The organism is Arthrobacter sp. SO3, assembly GCF_020532825.1.
Classification (GTDB): domain Bacteria; phylum Actinomycetota; class Actinomycetes; order Actinomycetales; family Micrococcaceae; genus Arthrobacter.
The window spans coordinates 2,620-19,635 of record NZ_MQTS01000164.1 but is presented as its reverse complement, the minus strand read 5'-3'; the positions used below and the strand labels follow the sequence as shown (position 1 = coordinate 19,635).

At 67.8% G+C, this 17,016-nt stretch carries 12 protein-coding genes and 1 riboswitch; of the genes, 10 read left to right on the top strand and 2 right to left on the bottom strand.

All coding sequences use genetic code 11. The features are described 5' to 3' along the window. Nucleotides 1-52: 52 nt before the first annotated feature. Complete coding sequence (locus tag BJQ90_RS15380; RefSeq protein ID WP_226761102.1) at nt 53-1,102, bottom strand: endonuclease/exonuclease/phosphatase family protein; 1,050 nt, start codon at nt 1,100-1,102, stop codon at nt 53-55. A 310-nt stretch (nt 1,103-1,412) separates the two neighbouring features. On the opposite strand from BJQ90_RS15380, the gene ileS reads away from it, so the two are divergent. From ileS to ndk, 4 genes are read left to right on the top strand one after another with little or no spacing between them, the layout of a single operon-like run. Beyond that, nucleotides 1,413-4,793 carry an isoleucine--tRNA ligase gene (gene ileS, locus BJQ90_RS15375; protein ID WP_226761101.1) on the top strand — a complete coding sequence of 1,127 codons (3,381 nt, stop codon included), beginning with the start codon at nt 1,413-1,415 and terminating at the stop codon, nt 4,791-4,793. A 3-nt stretch (nt 4,794-4,796) separates the two neighbouring features. Continuing rightward, a complete protein-coding gene (locus BJQ90_RS15370; RefSeq protein ID WP_226761100.1) occupies nt 4,797-6,155 on the top strand; it encodes a bifunctional folylpolyglutamate synthase/dihydrofolate synthase in 1,359 nt (452 codons plus the stop codon). A 3-nt stretch (nt 6,156-6,158) separates the two neighbouring features. Next, nucleotides 6,159-6,602, top strand: coding sequence for a DUF4233 domain-containing protein (locus BJQ90_RS15365; protein WP_226761099.1), 444 nt, complete (start codon nt 6,159-6,161; stop codon nt 6,600-6,602). Nucleotides 6,603-6,642: 40 nt separating this feature from the next. Next, nucleotides 6,643-7,062: a nucleoside-diphosphate kinase gene (gene ndk, locus BJQ90_RS15360; protein ID WP_226761098.1), complete on the top strand. Its 420-nt coding sequence runs from the start codon at nt 6,643-6,645 to the stop codon at nt 7,060-7,062. Between the two features lie 153 nt (nt 7,063-7,215). Here the strand turns inward: ndk and BJQ90_RS15355 are convergent, their stop codons facing one another. Further along, on the bottom strand, nt 7,216-7,887 hold the full coding sequence (locus BJQ90_RS15355) for a vitamin K epoxide reductase family protein (protein WP_226761097.1): 672 nt from the start codon (nt 7,885-7,887) through the stop codon (nt 7,216-7,218). Nucleotides 7,888-8,360: 473 nt separating this feature from the next. Here BJQ90_RS15355 and BJQ90_RS15350 point away from each other — a divergent pair, with 473 nt between their 5' ends. The 6 genes from BJQ90_RS15350 to proB all read left to right on the top strand — a co-directional run. Continuing rightward, nucleotides 8,361-11,657 carry an Rne/Rng family ribonuclease gene (locus tag BJQ90_RS15350; RefSeq protein WP_226761096.1) on the top strand — a complete coding sequence of 1,099 codons (3,297 nt, stop codon included), beginning with the start codon at nt 8,361-8,363 and terminating at the stop codon, nt 11,655-11,657. 105 nt (nt 11,658-11,762) lie between these two features. Then, a riboswitch (TPP riboswitch) is annotated at nt 11,763-11,860 on the top strand. After that, the gene (locus tag BJQ90_RS15345) at nt 11,843-13,435 is read left to right on the top strand and encodes a bifunctional hydroxymethylpyrimidine kinase/phosphomethylpyrimidine kinase (RefSeq protein ID WP_226761095.1); all 1,593 of its coding nucleotides are present in this window, start codon (nt 11,843-11,845) and stop codon (nt 13,433-13,435) included. (Overlaps the previous riboswitch by 18 nt.) Nucleotides 13,436-13,789: 354 nt before the next feature. After that, complete coding sequence (rplU, locus tag BJQ90_RS15340; protein ID WP_024368343.1) at nt 13,790-14,098, top strand: 50S ribosomal protein L21; 309 nt, start codon at nt 13,790-13,792, stop codon at nt 14,096-14,098. A 61-nt stretch (nt 14,099-14,159) separates the two neighbouring features. Further along, nucleotides 14,160-14,423, top strand: coding sequence for a 50S ribosomal protein L27 (gene rpmA, locus BJQ90_RS15335; protein WP_120949928.1), 264 nt, complete (start codon nt 14,160-14,162; stop codon nt 14,421-14,423). Between the two features lie 117 nt (nt 14,424-14,540). After that, nucleotides 14,541-16,127, top strand: coding sequence for a GTPase ObgE (gene obgE / locus BJQ90_RS15330; RefSeq protein ID WP_226761094.1), 1,587 nt, complete (start codon nt 14,541-14,543; stop codon nt 16,125-16,127). Then, on the top strand, nt 16,117-17,016 hold a 900-nt coding region (gene proB, locus BJQ90_RS15325), incomplete at its 3' end, for a glutamate 5-kinase (protein ID WP_226761093.1). The genes obgE and proB, both read left to right, overlap by 11 nt.

The window sequence follows — 17,016 nt, the reverse complement described above, 5'->3', positions numbered from 1 at the left end:
CCGGCATCACGATCGACCACCTGGTGGCCAGCCCCTCGGTGTTCAGCGCCGACTATGCGGTGCACCGGGTGCCCGGGACGATCAGTGTCGCCATGATGGCCGCGTGGTCCGTCCCGGGCACCCGGTGCACCGCATAGTCGGCGCTGAACACCGAGGGGCTGGCCACCAGGTGGTCGATCGTGATGCCGGGCAGGGCATAGTCCTCCATCGGCCAGGTGGGGAGCAGGCGTGAGCCCTGAAGCATGCCCACGTCCACCATTGCCCGGCCCCCGCCCTGCAGGAGCCGCCGGAATTCGGCGTGGTCATAGCTGGCGTTGAAGTCGCCGGCCAGCACCACGTTGCCGGGCCGGGAAACCAGCTGGCCAAGTGCCGCGAGGTCACTGCGCCACTTCGGCAGGCCTACGCCCACGGGAGCCCGGGTATGGACGTTCGTCAGTTCCACGACCGCGCGCCGCCCGTGGGACTCCGCGGTGACCCGGATCAACGGCATCGGGAAGTGGGAGCCGGGTACCTTCCCGGTGGCCACCAGCCCGTGGGCGGAGTAGACCGCATTCCCGGCCGCGCCGCCCGCCGGAGCGCTGATCCGGTTCGGCAGCAGCGTGGCCAGCCCGGCCGCTGCCAGCCGGTCTTCGAGCGCCTTGGTGTACTCCTGGATTGTCAGAAGGGTGATGCCGTTCTCACGGACCAGCCGGACGATTTCCGCCGCGTCCGCTTTGCCGAGCTTGGCGTTGAGGCTCATCGTCCGCAGCTCCACCGTGCCCTGCGTGGCATCCGGCGCCGCCCGGGCGTAGTCCAGCGGGACCAGCCAGAAGAGTTGCACGGCCACGAGGCCGGCCGCGGTGCCCGCCATCCAGCGGCGGCGGCCCAGCACCGCGAACAGCAGCGAGGCGCCGGCCGGCAGCACCAGCCACGGGGTAAAGGACACCAGCTGGACCACGGTGGTGGGCCATTCCCGCGGCACGGCGCGGAAGACCGACACCACCGCGACGGGGGCCGCGGCGAGCCCGGCCATGATCCGCCAGCCGGCGGCAGCCCGGCCGGCAGGCATTGGCGGGGCGGCTTGGCCCCGGGCCCGGAACATCATGGGATTCAGTGTAGGCATTGCGGGCCCCTGACAGTTGTTAGACTTCTGGTAGCAGCTTTGACCCGGCCATCACCGGTGAGCTTCCGGAAGAACGCCCCGACGCCGCATCTTTGATGAAGAGATGCGCGCCAGGGCCGGTAGAACCGGACGGGTAAGCCCGTCACAGCAGTAATGAGCGGCCGGCGCCGGAGCTCTGTCCCACCACAGGGGCCCGGTGGCGGTAAGTGAGGTGGTACCGCGGTGCCGGTGTTGTCGAAAGACAGTGCAGGGGCCGTCCTCGCATCCTGAATGAATCCATTTGTTCACCAGCTCAACCCAGGATGTCGAGATGACTTATTACCCGAAGGCCTCCGCCGCACCTTCCGGCGCAGGCGCCACCACCTCTGCTTCCAACACCTCTGGTGTGTCGGCCTCCGTGAAGTTCCCGGAGATCGAAGAGCGCATCCTCAGGTACTGGGATGAGGACGGCACTTTCCAGGCCAGCATCGACCAGCGGGACTCCGATCTTCCTGGCGGAAAGCCCGGCAGCAACGAGTTCGTCTTCTATGACGGCCCACCCTTCGCCAACGGCCTGCCGCACTACGGCCACCTGCTGACCGGTTACGCCAAGGACCTCGTCGGCCGCTACCAGACCCAGCGCGGCCGCCGCGTCGAGCGCCGCTTCGGCTGGGACACCCACGGGCTGCCTGCCGAGCTGGAAGCCATGAAGCAGCTGGGCATGACGGACAAGACCCAGATCGAGACGATGGGCATCGACAAGTTCAACGACGCCTGCCGCGCGTCCGTGATGAAGTACGCCGATGAGTGGAAGAGCTACGTCACCCGGCAGGCCCGCTGGGTCGACTTCGAGAACGACTACAAGACGCTCAACGTCGAGTACATGGAGTCCGTGCTCTGGGCCTTCAAGCAGCTGCACGAAAAGGGCCTGACCTACAACGGCTACCGCGTGCTGCCGTACTGCTGGAAGGACGAGACGCCGCTGTCCAACCATGAACTCCGCATGGACGACGACGTCTACAAGAACCGCCAGGATCAGACCGTCACCGTCACCTTCCCGATCACCGCAGGGGAGTCGGAGCTGTCCCGGCAGCTCGCCGGCGTGCAGGCGCTCGCCTGGACCACCACGCCCTGGACGCTCCCCACCAACCTGGCGCTCGCCGTCGGGCCCGCCATCAACTACGTCGTCCTGCCGGCCGGACCGCACGGCATCAAGGCCGCCGCGGCCGACGCCCCCGTCACCGGCAGCTTCCTGCTCGCCGCGGACCTGCTGGGCGCCTACGCCAAGGACCTCGGCTACGGCGACGGCGCCGAGGGCGTTGCCGCCGCCGAGGCCGCCGTCACCTCCCGCCACACCGGCGCCGAGCTCGAAGGGGTGACGTACGAGCCGCTCTGGGACTACTTCCACGACGCCGAAAAGTACGGCACCGAGAACGCGTGGCGTTTCCTCGTGGCCGACTACGTCACCACCACCGACGGCACCGGCATCGTCCACCAGGCCCCGGCCTACGGTGAAGACGACCAGAAGGTCTGTGAGGAGGCCGGCATCCCGGTGGTCCTGTCGGTGGATGAAGGCGCGAAGTTCCTGCCGATCTTCGGCCACGGCGACCTCGCCGAAATTGCCGGGCTGCAGGTGTTCGAGGCCAACAAGCCCATCACCCAGGTGCTCCGTGCCCAGGGCCGCCTGGTCCGCCAGGCCAGCTACGAGCACAGCTACCCGCACTGCTGGCGCTGCCGCAACCCGCTGATCTACCGCGCCGTGTCGTCCTGGTACGTCGAGGTCACCAAGTTCAAGGACCGCATGTCCGAGCTGAACCAGGAGATCAACTGGATCCCCGGCAACGTCAAGGACGGCCAGTTCGGCAAGTGGCTCGCCAACGCCCGCGACTGGTCCATCAGCCGCAACCGCTACTGGGGCAGCCCCATCCCGGTCTGGCAGTCCAGCGACCCGGACCACCCGCGCACCGACGTCTACGGCTCGCTCGCCGAGATCGAGGCCGACTTCGGCCGGCTGCCGCTGAACAACGAGGGCCAGGTGGACCTGCACCGTCCGTTTATCGACGAGCTGACCCGCCCGAACCCGGACGACCCCCGCACCCCGGAAGAGGGCCAGTCGGTGATGCGCCGTGTCGAGGACGTCCTCGACGTCTGGTTCGACTCCGGCTCCATGCCCTACGGCCAGGTGCACTATCCGTTCGAGAACGAGGAATGGTTCGACACCCACAACCCGGCGGACTTCATCGTCGAGTACATCGGCCAGACCCGCGGCTGGTTCTACATGCTGCACATCCTCTCCACCGCGCTGTTCGACCGGCCGGCCTTCCGCAACGTCATCAGCCACGGCATCGTCCTGGGCTCGGACGGGCAGAAGATGTCCAAGAGCCTGCGCAACTACCCGGACGTCTCCGAGGTCCTGGACCGCGACGGCTCCGACGCGATGCGCTGGTTCCTGATGTCCAGCCCGATCCTGCGCGGCGGCAACCTCGTGGTTACCGAGCAGGGCATCCGTGACGGCGTCCGCCAGGTCATCCTGCCGCTGTGGAACGTGTACAGCTTCTTCACGCTGTACACCAACGCCGCGAACGCCGTTGACGGCACAGCCTCCGGGTACGACGCGAAGCTGCGTTACGACGGCTACGCCGACACCCTGGACCAGTACCTGATGGCCAACACCGGGGACCTGGTCCGGAACATGACCGCGCAGCTGGACGCCTACGACATCTCCGGTGCCTGCGATGAACTGCGCAGCTACCTGGACATGCTCACCAACTGGTACGTCCGCCGCAGCCGGCAGCGTTTCTTCGACGAGAACGTCGATGCCTTCGACGCGCTCTACACCGCGCTGGAGACGGTCTGCCGCGTCGCGGCCTCGCTGCTGCCGCTGATCTCCGAGGAGATCTGGCGCGGGCTCACCGGCGGGCGTTCCGTGCACCTGGCCGACTGGCCGGACGCTGAACTGTTCCCGGCCAACCCGGCCCTCGTTGAGGCCATGGACCGGGTCCAGCAGATCTGCTCCACCGGATCCTCGCTGCGCAAGGCCGCAAACCTGCGGGTGCGCCTGCCGCTGCAGGAGCTCACCGTCGTGGCACCCGGCGCGGACGTGCTGGCAGGCTTCGCCGCCGTCGTCGCCGATGAACTGAACCTGCGCTCGGTCCGGCTGCTCGACGCCGACAGCGCCTCCCCGGAGGAGTTCGGCATCGAGCAGAAGCTCGTGGTGAACGCCCGGGCTGCGGGTCCGCGGCTGGGCAAGAACGTCCAGCAGGCCATCAAGGGCGCCAAATCCGGCGACTGGTCCGTCCAGACCATCGACGGTGTCGACGGTGTTGTTGTGTCCGGCGGGCTCGCCCTTGAGCCGCAGGAATACAGCCTGGAAACGGTCGTGGCGGAAGCCGCGGAAGGTGCGGGGTCACGCGCGGCTGCGGTCCTGCCGGGCGGCGGCTTTGTGGTCCTCAACACCGAGGTCACGCCTGAGCTGGAAGCCGAAGGTGCGGCCCGCGACATGGTCCGCGCCATCCAGCAGGCCCGCAAGGACGCCGGACTGAATGTCAGCGACCGGATCCACACCACGGTGACCGCGAAGCAGGACATCGTCGATGCCCTGCTGGCCAACGCCGAACTCGTCAAGACCGAAACCCTGACCGTCGAGCTGGACACTGTTGCGGCCGACGTCAAGGAACCCCAGGTCAGTGTTTCCAGGAAAGTTGAGGCGTAGTCCATGACCGACGAATTCTCCGTAGAAAGCGTCTACGCCGAGCTGCTGGGCCGGGCGCCGGAAAACAAGATGGAGCCGCGGCTCGCCCCGCTGCACCGGGCGATGGACATCCTGGGGGAGCCGAACAAGGCGTTCCCGATCATCCATGTCACCGGCACCAACGGCAAGACCTCCACGGCCCGCATGATCGAGGCGGGACTGCGCGCGCACGGGCTGAGCACCGGGCGGTACACCAGCCCGCACCTGTCCAAGGTGACCGAACGGATCAGTATCGACGGCGCCCCGGTGCCGGATGAGACCTTCGTCCGGATCTGGGACGAAATCCGCCCGTACCTGGCCATCGTGGACAGCGAACTTGAGGCTGAGGGCCAGCCCCGGCTGACCTACTTCGAGTGCCTCACCATCCTCGGCTTCGCCGTCTTCGCCGACCAGCCGGTCAACGTCGCCGTCATCGAGGTGGGCCTGGGCGGCATCACCGACGCGACGAACGTCGGGGACGGCCAGGTCTTCGTCGTCACCCCGATTTCGCTGGACCACACGGACCTCCTGGGCGACACCACGGAGGAGATCGCGCGCGAAAAGGCCGGCATCATCAAACCCGGCGGCTTCCTGGTGAGCGCAGCGCAGCCCCGGGACGCGGCGCAGGTGCTGCTGGAAAAGGCCAAGGAAACGAACGTCCCGTTCCGCTTCGAGGGCGTCGAGTTCGGCGTCGAAGCCCGCACCGTCGCCGTCGGCGGCCAGATGGTCACCATCCAGGGCATCGCGGGCCGCTACGAGGATTTGCTGGTCCCGCTGCACGGCGCGCACCAGGCCGAGAACGCCGCCGTCGCGATCGCCGCGCTGGAGGCCTTCTTCGGCGCTGAAAAGGCGCTCGACGCCGGACTCGTGCAGGAGGCCTTCGCCTCGGTCACCTCGCCCGGACGCCTCGAGGTGGTGCGCACCGCGCCGACCATCATCGTGGACGCCGCGCACAACCCCGAAGGCATCCGGGTCTCCGCCGAGGCCATCCACGAGGCCTTCAGCTTCACCAAGCTTGTGGTGGTGGTCGGCATCCTGCGCGAAAAGGACGCCGAGGAAATCCTCCGCCAGCTCAAGGAATCCCTCGGCGACCTGGCCACCGAGTACTGCTTCACCCAGTCCAACTCGCCCCGCGCCGTCCCGGCCGAGGACCTCGCGGAACTCGCCGTCGAACTGGGATTCGGCGAGGACAACATCCACGTCGCGGAAAAGCTCGACGACGCCCTCGAATGGGCGGTGGAACGTGCCGAAGCCAACGATGACCTCGCCGGCGGCGTCCTCGTCACCGGCTCCATCACGCTCGTCGCGGAAGCCCGGATCCTGCTCGGAAAGGCGGACGCCTAGACCATGGCGAGACTCACCAAGGCCCAGCGCGAATGGCGCCCGGGCATGCCCAAGAAACGCCGCTCCACCAAGGTCATGTTCGCCTCCACGGTGCTGCTGCTGGAAGCTTTTGTGGTCCTTTTCGGCACCCTCGCCGTGTTCGGGCTGCGGCGCGACGAGTTCCCGCCGGTGCTGATCTTCTCCGTCGGGATCGCGCTGTGCCTCGTGTACGCCTTCACCTGCGCTGTGCTGACCAAACCGTGGGGGGTGGCGCTGGGCTGGATCCTGCAGATCGTGCTGATCCTGACCGGCATTCTGGAGCCGGCGATGTTCCTGGTCGGCGGCCTCTTCGCCGTGGCCTGGTGGTACGGCATCCGCACCGGGATCCGGATTGACCGGGAGGCCGCGCAGCGGGAACGTGACCAGGCCGCCTGGGATGCAGCCCACCCCGAAGGCCAAAGCAACTAGACTTGTTTCCGAATCCCACCCACCACACATTGGAGCAGCTGTGAGCATTGAGCGCACCCTCGTCCTGATCAAGCCCGACGGCGTCACCCGCAACCTGACCGGCAGCATCATCGCCCGCATCGAAGCCAAGGGCTACACCCTGGCCGAGCTCAAGAAGGTCGACGCTAGCCGCGAACTGCTGGAGCAGCACTACGAGGAGCACGTGGGCAAGCCCTTCTACGAGCCGCTCGTCGAGTTCATGCTCAGCGGACCGGTCGTCGCCGCGATCTTCGAGGGCCACCGCGTGATCGAGGGCTTCCGCTCGCTCGCCGGCACCACGGATCCGACGACGGCGGCTCCCGGCACCATCCGTGGCGACTTCGGCCGCGACTGGGGCCTGAAGGTGCAGCAGAACCTGGTCCACGGCTCGGACTCCGTGGACTCCGCGGAGCGCGAGATCAAGATCTGGTTCCAGGGCTAAGTCCCGGGGCCACCCACCGCGCCGGGACCCACTCGCGCGCCGGGGCACCCCCGCGCCGGGCCCCCCCGCGCTGAGGTGACAGTTAAGGCCAATGTTCAGAACGAACATTGGCCTTAACTGTCACCTCGCGCTGGTTAAAGGCGGTCCCGCGGCCTAGTAGCCGGACGTTCCGATGAAGACCTGGATGAAAGCGAAGAAGATGGTGGCGACCACGGCCACGTAGAGCAGCGCCGAGATGATCCAGCCGGCGTCGCCCAGGACCCGGGTGGGGCCCGCGGGCAGCCGGATCACGCCGTGGGTGACGTTGCGGACGGTGACCCAGACGAACAGCGGAATCATTGCGGCCCAGACGACCATGCAGAACGGGCACAGGATGTGGATGGAGTACAGCGCCTGCGACCAGAGCCACACCACGAACGCGAAGCCCAGGGTGACGCCGGTCTGCAGCCCGAGCCAGTACCAGCGGGCAAAGCTCGCACCGGCGAACAAGCCCATGGCCGTGGTGATGATGACCGCGAACGCGACGATGCCCATGAACATGTTGGGGAAGCCGAACACCGACCCCTGCCAGGTCTGCATGACCTGGCCGCAGGAGATCCAGGGGTTCACATCGCACACCGTCACGTGGCTGGGGTCCTTGAGGACCGCAAGCTTCTCCAGCACCAGGGCTCCGGAGGCAAGCCAGCCGACGACGCCGGTGACCAGCAGGAGCCACGCGAACGGTCGGTCGCGGGTCATCGGAGGCAGCGGCCGTTCCGCCGCGGCAGTGCTGGAGCTTCGCTGCTTTGAGGCTGCCTCGCCGGTGGCACTGGAGATGCTGGGCATGGAATGGATGTCCTTCGGGTCGGGTGCAACTGGTCAGATTGTATCGCCGGAGGCTGGATGAAGTCCGGGAGGCGTCGTGCCGTCACCAGTGATTCGGTACACGGTGTGGGCTGGATGACTTGCTTACGCCTGCTTTGACGGGTCCTGTGAGACAATGATCGTGGCTGGAACCCGATCCACATCCGGATTCCGGTCCGGCGACTTTGTTCCCAAGACCGCCAATGATGAGCAGGGAGCTACGGATCCTCTGATCCGGGCTGTCCCGCAATGCCATTGGACGGCACCTGGTTGTGGCATGTAGATCAACGGGTTTCAGAACAATTCCGCCGGCCCTCCAGGGCTGCCGCACCCCACTGCCGGTGCGAACCTGAGGGTATCCAATTGACTTCTGTCAATGCCTGCGGGTGTTGACAAATATTTGCCCCAACGGGTGCCGGATGTGGCGGCACGCAGGGGCAGGAGTGTCGCCACATATGGATAATGACCAGGTTGTAACGGGTAACGAAGAAGCACTTGTTACCGCACCAGCAACAGAGACAGTGGACGCAGCAGCCGTAGCCACGCCGCCGAAGCGGCCGGTACGGACCCGCCGCAAGGCCCTTCCCAAGACCGGTGCCGCAGGGGAGGCTGCAGCGGACGCCGCAGTCCCCGCCGAGGTTGCAGAGGCTCCGGCCGACGCAGATCCCGCCGCCGAAGCCAAGGCCAAGGCACCCGTCCGCCGCTCCCGCGCCCGCAAGGTCGCCGAACCGGCCGAACAGGCCGAACCCCTTCCGGCCTTCGCCCAGGAAACCGCGGCGCCCACCGCCGAGACACCAGCTGCAGCGAACCCGGCCGCCGAGGCCGCCGAAGTACCGGTCAAGACGCCGGTCCGCCGCCGCGTCAGCCGCGCCAAGGCGGGTTCCCCCGTCGCGAAGACTCCCGCCGCGGAGGCCCCTGCTGTAGAAACGCCTGCCGCGGAAGCCTCCGCCGCGGAAGCTCCCGCCGTCGAATCCCCCGCCGTCGAATCCCCCGCCGCGGAAGCGCCGGCAGCGGAAGAAGCCGCAGTGGCGCCGGTAGCCCAAGCGGCCGCCCGTGCCGCGGCCGCCCCTGCCGCGGACACCGCCCCCGTAGCGGAGACGCCTGCCGAAGCACCCGCCGCTTCCTCGCTCTTCATGGAGCCCGGAGCGGTCACTTCGATGATCTTCCAGGCCCCCGACCTGACCGCCGTCGTCCGCCCGGCTACCGCCGCCGCCCCGGCCGCCGCGGCCGTTGCCGAAACTGAAGAAGAAGAAGAAGGCGAAGACGGCGAGGGCGAAGATGCCGGAAGCCGCCGCCGCCGCCGCAGCCGCGGCCGCCGCGGACGCAGCAGCCGCGGTTCCGACGGCGAGACCGGCGCCGGGGCCGACTCCGAAGACACCGGAGACGAAGCGGAAGAAGGCTCCGAGGAACAGCTCGAAGACGGCGTGACCTCGCGCCGCCGCCGTCGCCGCCGCCGTGGTGACCAGGACCTGGAACTGACCGGCGGGGAAGACAACGACCCGCCCAACACAGTGACCCGCGTCCGGGCACCCCGCGCGGCCACCGAGGCGCCGGTCAACAATCGCGTGACGTCCCTCAAGGGCTCCACCCGGCTCGAGGCGAAGAAGCAGCGCCGCCGCGAATCCCGCGACACCGGCCGCCGCCGCACCGTCATCACCGAGGCCGAGTTCCTGGCCCGCCGCGAATCGGTCGACCGCCAGATGATCGTCCGCCAGCGCGACGACAGAATCCAGATCGGCGTCCTCGAGGACGGCGTCCTGGCCGAGCACTTCGTCTCCAAGACCCAGCAGGACTCCCTGATCGGCAACGTGTACCTGGGCAAGGTCCAGAACGTGCTGCCGTCGATGGAAGCCGCCTTCGTAGACATCGGGCGCGGCCGCAACGCCGTGCTCTACGCCGGTGAAGTCAACTGGGAGTCCGTCAACCTCGAGGGCAAGCAGCGCCGGATCGAAAACGCGCTGAAGTCCGGCGACTCCGTGCTCGTCCAGGTCACCAAGGACCCGGTCGGCCACAAGGGCGCCCGCCTCACGAGCCAGATCTCGCTGCCCGGCCGCTACCTCGTGTACGTTCCCGGCGGCTCCATGACCGGCATCTCCCGCAAGCTGCCCGACGTCGAACGCAACCGGCTCAAGCGGATCCTCAAGGACCGGCTGCCGGAAAACGCCGGTGTCATTGTCCGCACGGCGGCCGAGGGCGCGTCCGAGGAAGAGCTGACGCATGACATCAACCGGCTCCGCGCGCAGTGGGAAGGCATCGAGGGCCAGTCGACCTCCACCAAGATCCTCGCCCCCGAACTGCTCTACGGCGAGCCCGATCTGACCATCAAGGTGGTCCGCGACGTCTTCAACGAGGACTTCTCCAAGCTGATCGTCTCCGGCGAGGAAGCCTGGGACACCATCGAGGCCTACGTCACCTACGTGGCGCCCGACCTCGTGGGCCGGCTGGAGAAGTGGACCAAGGACACGGACATCTTCGCGGCCTGGCGCATCGACGAGCAGATCCACAAGGCCCTGGACCGCAAGGTCTTCCTGCCCTCCGGCGGCTCCCTCGTGATCGACCGCACCGAGGCCATGACCGTGGTCGACGTCAACACCGGCAAATTCACCGGCAGCGGCGGAAACCTCGAGGAAACCGTCACCAAGAACAACCTCGAAGCAGCCGAGGAAGTCGTCCGGCAGCTCCGGCTCCGCGACATCGGCGGCATCATCGTCATCGACTTCATCGACATGGTGCTCGAATCGAACCGCGACCTCGTGCTGCGCCGCATGGTCGAGTGCCTGGGCCGGGACCGGACCAAGCACCAGGTGGCCGAGGTGACCTCGCTGGGCCTTGTGCAGATGACGCGCAAGCGGATGGGCACCGGGCTGCTGGAAGTCTTCGGCGAACAGTGCGAAACCTGCGCCGGCCGCGGCATCGTCACCCACGACGAGCCCGTCGAGCACCGCCGCGCCAACGTTGTTGCCGCCGAGCACCACGTCCCGCGGACCGAGCACCAGCCCGCCGCGCGGACCGAACGCAAGAGCCGCCGCCGCGGCAGGGGAGGCCAGGGCACGGAGGAGCAGTCCGTCCCGGCAGCAGTCCACCCCGAGCCCACCGAGGCCGAACGCCACGCCAAGGCAGAGGCAACCCGTGCGGCGCTGGCGAACATCGCCGCAGCGGCGCACGCCGCGCACCTGCATGACGGGGAGACGCCGACCGCAGCCGACGCCGAGACCCGCCAGGCCGCCGTCGATGCAGTCGTCGAGCTGGCCGCAACGGAGGAAGCAGCCGGACGCCCCGCCGCCGTGCTGACCTTCGGCGGCGAGCAGGTCGCCCTGCCGTTCGTCGAGCACGCCGACCAGGCGGGTTCGCCCGCGCTGACCCTGGACCTGCTGACAGAGGCGTTCGCCCAGCTTGGCGAGGCCGAAGCAGCCCAGGAACCCGCAGCCGCGGCCCCGGCCCGGACCGCGGCCGCAGCCCCGGCGCGCGCCGGCGGAACCGGACCGGGACGCGCCCCGGCCCCGGGTTCCCAGACCGAAGCGGAAGCCGAGGCGGGCAACTCGCGCGCCCGCCGCGGCCGCCGCAACCGGAGCGCCAGCCGAGCCCAGGGTGCCGCCAACGAGACGTCGGTGGAGCAGCGCCGGGAAACCCCGCACGGCGCTGCCGTATCGGTGCACGAGGCCAAGGTCCCGGCCGCAACGACGCCGGCCGCCAAGCCGGCCGCGAGCGAGCCGATCATCCTCGGTGTGGGCGTTCCGGCCTCGGAGCTCTAACCCCGGAAGAGATCAGCACGGCCGCGGGTGCGGCCCGGATCGCGTAGCAATACGCACAGGTTCGGGCCGTGCCCGCGACTTCGTTAAGGGATGCGGCTAGGCTGGATCCCTGACACGGGGTGCCGCGCATCGAGCCGGCTGAGATCCAGACCCGTTGAACCTGTCCGGCTAGCACCGGCGAAGGGATGTCTCTCTTGACCACCGCCTCCTCGTTTCTTCCGCCTGCCCCCGCCGCTCCCGCGCCCCGGATCCCGCGGGTGCTGGCCATCGCCGGCTCTGACCCCTCCGGCGGCGCAGGGATCCAGGCCGACCTCAAGAGCATTGCCGCACATGGCGGCTACGGCATGGCGGCCATCACCGCGCTGACTGCCCAGAACACCCGGGGCGTCAGCGCCGTCCACGTCCCGCCGGCGGCCTTCCTGGCCGCCCAGCTTGACGCCCTCAGCCAGGACATCAGCATCGACGCCGTCAAGATCGGGATGCTGGGGGACGCCTCCGTGATCGACGCCGTCCGCAACTGGCTGGAGAAGGCCCGCCCCGGCGTCGTGGTCCTGGACCCGGTAATGGTGGCGACAAGCGGCGACCGGCTGCTGCAGGAGACCGCAGAGGCGGCCCTGCACACACTCCTGCCCTACGCGGACCTGATCACGCCCAACCTCGCGGAGCTCGCTATCCTGCTCAAGGAACCGGTCGCCGGGGACTGGGCCGCGGCGCTGGAACAGGGCAAGCGGCTTGCCGCCCAGACCGGCACCACCGTTCTGGTGAAGGGCGGACACCTCGACGGCGGCGCCGGCACCGGGGACAATCCCGCATCCCACGGCGGGTGCCCCGATGCGCTGGTCAACACCGGCGGACTCCTCGCCCAGAACGTTGTGGTGGTGCCGGGGGAGCGGGTGCCCACCCGCAACAGCCACGGCACCGGGTGTTCGTTGTCCTCGGCGCTGGCCACGGTGCAAACCCGGGTGGGGGACTGGGAGGCTGCACTCCGAGAGGTCAAGCCCTGGCTGCAGGAAGCGCTGCGCAGCTCGGAGAGGCTCGACGTCGGGACCGGCAACGGCCCGGTCCACCACTTCCATCACGTCCAGCAGCAGACCGAGGACCATCGCAGGACGGGCAGGGTGCCGGCCGAAGGGCAGTTTGCTGCCGCCCTCCGGGACGCCGCAACCGCCGACCTGGAAGCGATCTACTCCCTGGACTTCATCAGGGCCCTCGCCGACGGATCCCTGCCGGAGCTCGAGTTCGCCTACTACCTCGCCCAGGACGCCCTCTACCTGAACGGCTATTCCCGGGTCCTGGCCCGTGCCGCCGCCATCGCCCCTACGGAGGCCGAGCAGCTCTTCTGGGCCCGCTCCGCGCAGAACTGCCTTGAAGTGGAGTCCGAGCTGCACCGGACCTGGCTTAGCACCCGCACGGCCGACGTGCCACCGGGGCCGGTCACCAAGTCCTACGTGGACCATCTGCTGGCCGCTTCGGTCTCCGGCAGCTACGCGGTGCTGGTGGCCGCCGTGCTGCCGTGCTTCTGGCTCTACGCCGAGGTTGGGGAGACCCTGCACGCGCAGTTCCTCGCAGCGGGAGCCCCGGAGTCGCATCCCTACGCGGTGTGGTTGCGCACCTATGCCGATGAGGAGTTCGCCGCCGCCACCCGGCAGGCCGTCGCCTACACCGACGCTGCGGCACGGGCGGCGTCGGCGAGCGAACGGGACGCCATGACCCTGGCCTTCCGGCAGTCCGCCCGTTACGAAGTAGATTTCTTCGACGCGCCGCGGCTGCACGCCTGACCGGGTGAGCCCGCGGAAGCCTGTACGATAGTTGGGCACGGTTCCGGAAGTCGTTGCGGCAAGGCTCTGTCCATACAGAGTGGCGCCTATCACGTACCTCCCTTCGGAACCAGCCTCATTTGCGGCCGAAGGCAAAATTAGCGTAGTCTAGATCTTCGGTGCTTACGCCAACACTTGGGTTATGACCTTGAGGACGCTCCACTTGAATTTAAGTGCGAATGTCCACGGGATAGCTCATGGGTTCCCCCGGGGATTCCACCGGCGTAGAGGCACAGCGTGAGCCGGACCAGAAACTTTGGACCCAGGTTCCGCACGCAAATCTAGTAATAAACGTCGAGAGAAGTGAGTTCCCCAGTGGTGTACGCGATTGTCCGCGCAGGCGGCCGCCAAGAGAAGGTTTCCGTTGGAGACTTCGTTACCCTGAACCGCGTCCCCGGTGGAGCCGGCAGCACCTTTGAGTTGCCCGCACTGCTCCTGGTGGATGGTGACAAGGTCACGTCGGCAGCTTCGGACCTGGCCAAGGTAAAGGTTACGGCTGAGATCCTTGAGGACCTTCGCGGTCCCAAGATCGTCATCCAGAAGTTCAAGAACAAGACCGGCTACAAGAAGCGCCAGGGTCACCGTCAGGAATTGACCAAGGTCAAGATCACCGGTATCAAGTAACTACTCGTTACTGTTCAGGTTTTCAGCAGATTCCCCAGAATTTTAAGGCAGGCATTTCCAAATGGCACATAAAAAAGGCGCGAGTTCCACTCGCAACGGTCGTGACTCGAACGCCCAGTACCTCGGCGTCAAGCGCTTCGGCGGCCAGGTAGTTTCCGCAGGCGAGATCATCGTCCGCCAGCGAGGCACCCACTTCCACCCGGGCGCCGGCGTTGGCCGCGGCGGCGACGACACCCTGTTCGCACTGACCCCCGGCGCTGTCGAGTTCGGCACCCGCCGCGGTCGTCGCGTCGTGAATATTGTGACTGCTGCAGCTGCAGAGTAACAACAAGTCTTAAAACGGTGGGGCGGGCCATTAGGTCCGCTCCACCGGTGTTTTAACCGCATTACAATCATCTTGGGCCTCTTTGGAGTCCCGGGGAACAGCACTGAGGAGATCCACGTGGCCAGCTTTGTAGACCGGGTAGTACTGCACGTATCCGGCGGTACCGGCGGTCACGGTTGTGTCTCCGTTCACCGCGAGAAGTTCAAGCCGCTCGGCGGTCCCGACGGCGGCAACGGCGGCAACGGCGGCGACGTGATCCTGCGCGTCGACCCCCAGACGACCACCCTGCTGGACTACCACCACGCCCCGCACCGCCACGCCACCAACGGCGGCCCCGGGATGGGCGACTGGCGCGCGGGCAAACACGGCGAAACGCTGATCCTCCCGGTCCCCGTTGGCACCGTAGTCAAGTCCAAGTCCGGCGAAGTCCTCGCCGACCTCGTCACCGAAGGCGCCGAATACGTCGCTGCTGCCGGCGGCATCGGCGGCCTCGGCAACGCCTCGCTCTCCTCGCAGAAGCGCCGTGCCCCGGGTTTCGCGCTGCTCGGCATCGAAGGCGAGTCCAGCGACGTCGTCCTGGAACTGAAGTCCATCGCGGACATCGCCCTCGTCGGCTTCCCGTCCGCCGGCAAGTCCAGCCTCATCGCTGCGATGTCGGCCGCGCGGCCCAAGATCGCCGACTACCCCTTCACCACGCTCATCCCGAACCTCGGCGTCGTCCAGGCCGGCGACGTCCGGTTCACCATCGCCGACGTGCCGGGCTTGATCGAAGGCGCCAGCGAAGGCAAGGGCCTCGGCCACCACTTCCTGCGCCATGTCGAACGCTGCGCTGCCCTGGTGCACGTGCTGGACTGCGGCACGCTCGAATCTGACCGCGACCCGCTCTCGGACCTTGCCATCATCGAAGCTGAACTCGAGAAGTACGCGGTGGACATGAGCTACAGCGGAACCGACGGCGAAGTCGTTCCGCTGAACCACCGCCCCCGCCTGGTCGCCCTGAACAAGGTGGACCTGCCCGACGGCAAGGACATGGCCGAGTTCGTCCGGCCGGAACTCGAAGCCCGCGGCTACAAGGTCTTTGAGATCTCCGCCACCAGCCACGAGGGCCTCCGCCAGCTCGGCTTCGCCATGGGAGAAATCGTCCAGGCCGCCCGCGACGCCCTCGCCGCCGCGCCGCCCAAGGTGCACGCCCCGATCCTGAAGCCGCGCGCCGTGAACGAATCCGGCTTCAAGATCCGCCGTGAAGAAAAGAACCTCGAGCCGCTGTTCCGGGTCTTGGGCGACAAGCCCGTGCGCTGGGTCAAGCAGACCGACTTCACCAACGAGGAAGCGATCGGCTACCTCGCTGACCGCCTCGCCAAGCTGGGCGTCGAAAACGAACTCTTCAAGCAGGGTGCCGTGCCGGGCGACACGGTCGTCATCGGCGAGGACGACGGCGTCGTCTTCGACTGGGAGCCGACCATGATGGCCGGCGCCGAACTGCTGGCCGCACCGCGCGGCACCGACGTTCGCTTCGCCGACATCGGCGACCGCCCCACCCGCGGACAGAAGCGCGACGAGCAGGTCGAACGCCGCGAGGCCAAGGCCGCCGCCCGCGCCGAGCTCGAAGCCGAGCGCAAGGCCGGGATCTGGACTGAATCCGTCAGCGGGCGCCGGCCCAAGCCGCTCAAGGAGAGCGCACTGGGCGAAGAAAATGAGGAGTGAACCCGCAGACGTGAGTGCTAGTTCCGCAGTATTAATCGAGGAACCCGCCGACGACAGGAGCGTGCTGGCCCGGGCGCGCCGCATCGTGGTCAAGGTCGGATCCTCGTCGCTTACCAGCATCAAGGGCGGTATCTCCGAAGAAGCACTCATCGCCCTGTCGGATGCCCTTGCCGTCAAGAGCAATGCCGGCATGGAAATCATCCTGGTGTCGTCGGGGGCCATCGCCGCCGGACTGGCGCCGCTGGGGCTGGCCAAGCGTCCCCGGGACCTGGCCACCCAGCAGGCCGCCGCAAGCGTGGGCCAGGGCCTCTTGATGGCCCGGTACACCCAGGCGTTCGGAGCCCACGGCGTCACAGTCAGCCAGGTCCTGCTCACGGCCGATGACCTCATGAGGCGCAGCCACCATACCAACGCGTTCCGCGCCCTGAACAGGCTGCTTAATCTTGGCGTGGTGCCGGTGGTCAATGAGAACGACACCGTCGCCACGCACAAGATCCGCTTCGGCGACAATGATCGGCTGTCGGCCCTCGTGGCCCATCTGGTCCGCGCCGATGCCCTGGTGCTGTTGTCCGACGTCGACTCGCTCTACGACGGCCCACCGTCCAAGGGCGCCAAACGGATTCCCCGGGTGGACGGCCCCGAGGACCTCGAGGGTGTCTCCATTGGGGCGCCGGGCAAGGCGGGAGTCGGAACCGGCGGGATGCAGACCAAAGTCGAGGCGGCCATCATGGCGGCCGACTCCGGTATCCCCGCGATGGTCACGTCGACTGCCAACGTCTCAGCAGCCCTGGCCGGGGAGGACGTCGGGACCTGGTTCACCGTGAACGGGGCACGCAAGCCGGTGCGGATGATGTGGCTCGCCCACCTCGCACACGTGCAGGGCCGGCTG